The sequence below is a fragment of the Streptomyces sp. ActVer genome (assembly GCF_027270795.1).
GTDB lineage: Bacteria > Actinomycetota > Actinomycetes > Streptomycetales > Streptomycetaceae > Streptomyces > Streptomyces umbrinus_A.
Genome location: NZ_JAPWHT010000692.1, coordinates 1 through 3,624 on the forward strand (window position 1 = coordinate 1; position 3,624 = coordinate 3,624).

General features: G+C 71.7%; 3 protein-coding genes and 2 pseudogenes. All 5 read right to left on the reverse strand.

Features of this window, described 5'->3' with window-relative positions:
• On the reverse strand, positions 1 to 392 hold a 392-nt coding region (locus O3Q52_RS50560; protein ID WP_269655157.1), incomplete at its 3' end, for a roadblock/LC7 domain-containing protein.
• A 38-nt stretch (positions 393 to 430) separates the two neighbouring features.
• The gene (locus O3Q52_RS50565) at positions 431 to 1,276 is read right to left on the reverse strand and encodes a transcriptional regulator (protein WP_269655158.1); all 846 of its coding nucleotides are present in this window, start codon (positions 1,274 to 1,276) and stop codon (positions 431 to 433) included.
• 173 nt (positions 1,277 to 1,449) lie between these two features.
• Complete coding sequence (locus O3Q52_RS50570; protein WP_055617535.1) at positions 1,450 to 1,848, reverse strand: hypothetical protein; 399 nt, start codon at positions 1,846 to 1,848, stop codon at positions 1,450 to 1,452.
• Between the two features lie 134 nt (positions 1,849 to 1,982).
• A pseudogene (locus O3Q52_RS50575) lies at positions 1,983 to 2,658 on the reverse strand (APC family permease); the annotation flags it as partial.
• A 140-nt stretch (positions 2,659 to 2,798) separates the two neighbouring features.
• A pseudogene (locus tag O3Q52_RS50580) lies at positions 2,799 to 3,624 on the reverse strand (diaminopimelate decarboxylase); the annotation flags it as partial.

A 3,624-nucleotide genomic window follows, 5' to 3' on the forward strand; every position in this document is an offset into this window, starting at 1 on the left:
GCCGGGGTCGGCCGGCTCTCGACCGCGGCCTCGACGAGCTCCCCGATCCGGGTTCCGGAGCGGCGCCCTTCGAGGTGCAGCCGGCCGACGTTCGCCCGGTCGCCGGCCAGCAGCGTCAGCACGGCGGACGGTCCCGCCGCGTAGGTCGCCAGATAGCCGTGCTCGCCGTGCAGCAGCAGCTCGCGGAAATCGCCCCTTCCGGTCGCGTCCGCCATGCGCAGGGCGACTCCCAGCGCGGCGGCGGTGAGCGCGGCGAGCCCCTCCGGCTCCACGCCCGGGGTGTCCTGGGCCAGCACGAGGCCGTCGACGCTGGCCGCGAGGGCACCCGTCAGCTGGGGCACTCGGGCCCGCAACCGGTGTAGTTCGTCGAGGACTTCGGCCTCGGCCGCCATCAGTTGTCTCCTCTCGGCACGCTGTCGGAGCGCGCGGATCACAAGGCCTCCAAGGCGTCTCTGAGCCGGCGCAGCAGGGCGACGTCGGGATCTGCCGACGCCTGCGCCGCCTCCGCGGCCTGCGCGACCACCGTGGAGACCGGGGACAAGGGGGGTGCGGGTGCTTCTTGCGGTGTCCGGGATCCGTCCGGTCCGGACGAGCCCGGCCCATTCGCGACCGGTCCGGACGGAACCGGTCCGGACGTGATCGTCGGCGATCGCGTCGTCACGATTCCGGCGGCCGCGAGCCGCCGGAGGTCGACCAGGGTGTGGAATCCCGGACGGCCGAGCACCAGCGAGATGTCCGACGCCGTGCGCTCACCGTCCACCTGGTCGAGGACCGTGCGCTGACGCGGAGGCAGGGCCGAGTCGACGGCACGGCCGGTCCGTACGAGCGGCTCGGTGTCCGTGCCCGGCTCCGGCCAGATGCGGTGAAGGAGATCGCGACGCCGCAGCGTCTCCCGCTCCACCGCGTCCACGGAGACCGGCCGCACGGGCCCGATCCAGTGCGCGACCCCGTAACGGAAGCGCGCCGGACCGCTGCTCGGGCCGAGCGTGAAGAACGCCGCGTCGTACAGCGCGCCCAGGTGGCACAGCTCCAGAGCGCCCGCCGTCAGTCGCCCGCTGTCCACCAGGAACCGTCCGACCCGCCGCTCGGCCCCTGCCTCCGAGACCGCCTCCCACCAGCCGTCCGAGCCCAGTGCGCCGCGGGTGGTGAGCAGCACGTCGAGGCCGGGTGTCGCCGGGCTCTCGGCGTGCACCACCTGGCCCTCGACCAGATACAGCACGCCGCGTTCCCGCGTCAGGACGCCGGTGGCGCGCTCCTCGGCGAGACGGCTGAGCATCGGGCTGAGCGTGGGCGGGATGCCGGACCGTGGTTCCGCGCGGTTCGGGGAGCCGCGGCCCGGGGTGGCGTGTTGCGGGGTGGCGTGTTGCGGAGTGGTGCGGTCCGTCCCGACGCGGTCCGACGTGTCGTCGGCTCTGTCGCGGCCGGGCAGGGGGCGTGCCTCCACCGTGGTCACCCCACCACCAGCCGTTCCGCCATCTCGCCCAGACGTATGCGGGCCAGGGCGAGATTGCCGTCCGAACGACCCAGCCACAGATGCAGGAACACACTGCTGTCGAACGTCGTACGGACGAAGCGCAGGACGTGGTAGCTGTCCTTGTTGCAGATGATGAGATCTTCGACCGGCGGCTGTCCGCCGGACCAGTCGGCTCCTTCCTCGGGGGCGAATGCCTTGTGCTCCGCGGCCAGACGGGCGAGTTCCGCCGCCTCGGCCGCGGTGGCCTCGTGGTCTCCGTTGGGTGAGTCCCCGACCGTGCCAAGAGCCAGTCCGCTGGTCCAGTCGACCACCGAGGCTCCCCGGGCTCCGGGCAGTCTCATGGCCTCCAGCAGGCACTCGTCGATTCCGGGCACGGTGCTTCCCTCCCGCCCGTTGTGGTTCGGCTGAGTAACGCCGAAACTACGCAACGTGTGCGCGAGGAGTGATAGTTCTGGCATTTTCCTGAGGAACATGCCAGCGGCTGGCTAGAGTGTGTGGATTTTCCCTTTCAGTCCTCGCTCCTTACACGCAGCACCACCTTGTTCAGCGCCCACAGACCCACCCCGACGGCCAGCAGCACTCCGGCGCGGATGTAGACGTCCGCGGGGCGGTCGGCCAGCGGGCCGGCGAGGATCAGGGCGGTGAGGGCGCCGAGCACCGGAAGCACGGTCGGCGTACGGAAGTGCTGGTGATCGACGGTGTCGCGGCGCAGGACCAGAACCGCGATGTTGACCACGGCGAACACGCACAGGAGCAGGAACGACGTCGTGTCGCCCAGGCCCTCGATCTCGCCCGTGGAGACCAGCCCGATCGCGAGCAGCGTCACGAAGGCGATGCCGACCACGGGTGTGCGACGCGTGGGCAGGACCCGGGCCATGCCGCGCGGCAGAATGCGTTCGTTGGCCATGCCGTAGCACAGGCGCGAGGCCATCATGATGTTGATCAGCGCGGAGTTGGTGACGGCGAACAGGGCGATGAGCGCGAAGAGTTTGTGCGGGAAGTCGACACCGCCCGTCTTCACGACCTCCAGCAGCGGGCCGCTCGACCCCTCCAGCACCTTGTAGTCGACCAGGAGCGACGAGACCAGCCACGAGTACGTAGATCGTGCCCGTGACCGCCACACCGACGAAGATCGCCCGCGGGAACGTGCGCACGGGGTCCTTCGTCTCCTCGGCCATGTTCACCCGCGGTGGTTTCTGCGGTGGGCAAGAGAACCTCCCCCGATCGGTGACCCGTGCGGGGACGTGTTCCCTGTGCCGCGCGCGGGATGCCGGTCGGGGCCCGTCTCAGAGGTTCATCAGAGCTTCGCCCCGGCGGGGGCGCCTCAGAACATGTCCGTCAGCGACCCCGCGTGCGCCCCTCCCGACTCCGCCACGATCTCGTCGAGCGTCTGCGGCGTCCGGACCACGGCGAACCGCACCCCGCCGGCCCCGTCGGGACCGAAGCCGTAGATCCCGGGCCGCGCGAGGGAGTTGTACGCGTAGTGGTGCGCGAAGTAGTACGCGCCCGTGTCCAACGCGGCCGCGTAGTCGCCCTGTTCGAGCAACGGCATCGACCGCCCCTCCGCCAGCAGGTCGCCCGCGAAGCACGCGGGACCCGCCACGTCCTGCACCACGTCGGGCCCCGCCTTGGGCCGCCCCTTCGTGTCGTACGCGGCCACCCGCAGCGGCCAGGACCGCGGCGCGTACACCGTGCGGGCCGCCACCTGCACCCCCGCGTGCGTCACCGCGATCGCCCGCCCGCCGGCCGACTTCGCGTACTCGACCCGCGCCAGCACCACCCCGTGCTTGGCGAGCAGCGACCGCCCGAACTCCGTGACCAGCCCGTACCGCCCGTCGAACAGCCCCGGCACGGTCTCGGCGAGCAGCCGCGCGTACTCCTCGTACGTGGGTGTGTGGGCGTCCGACCCGAAGTTCACCGGCAGGCCGCCGCCGATGTCGAGCGTGTCGATCTGCCGCCGCCCGGCCCGCCCGTTGATCTCCTCCGCGAGCACGTACGTCTCCGTGACCGCGCGGGCCATCAGCTCCAGCGGCATCCCCTGCGAACCGGAGTGCGCGTGCAGCCGGGTCAGCCACGGCCGGTCCAGATACGCCCGCACGACCCACTCGCGCGCCCCCTCGTCCCGCAGCGCGACCCCGAACTTCGAGGTC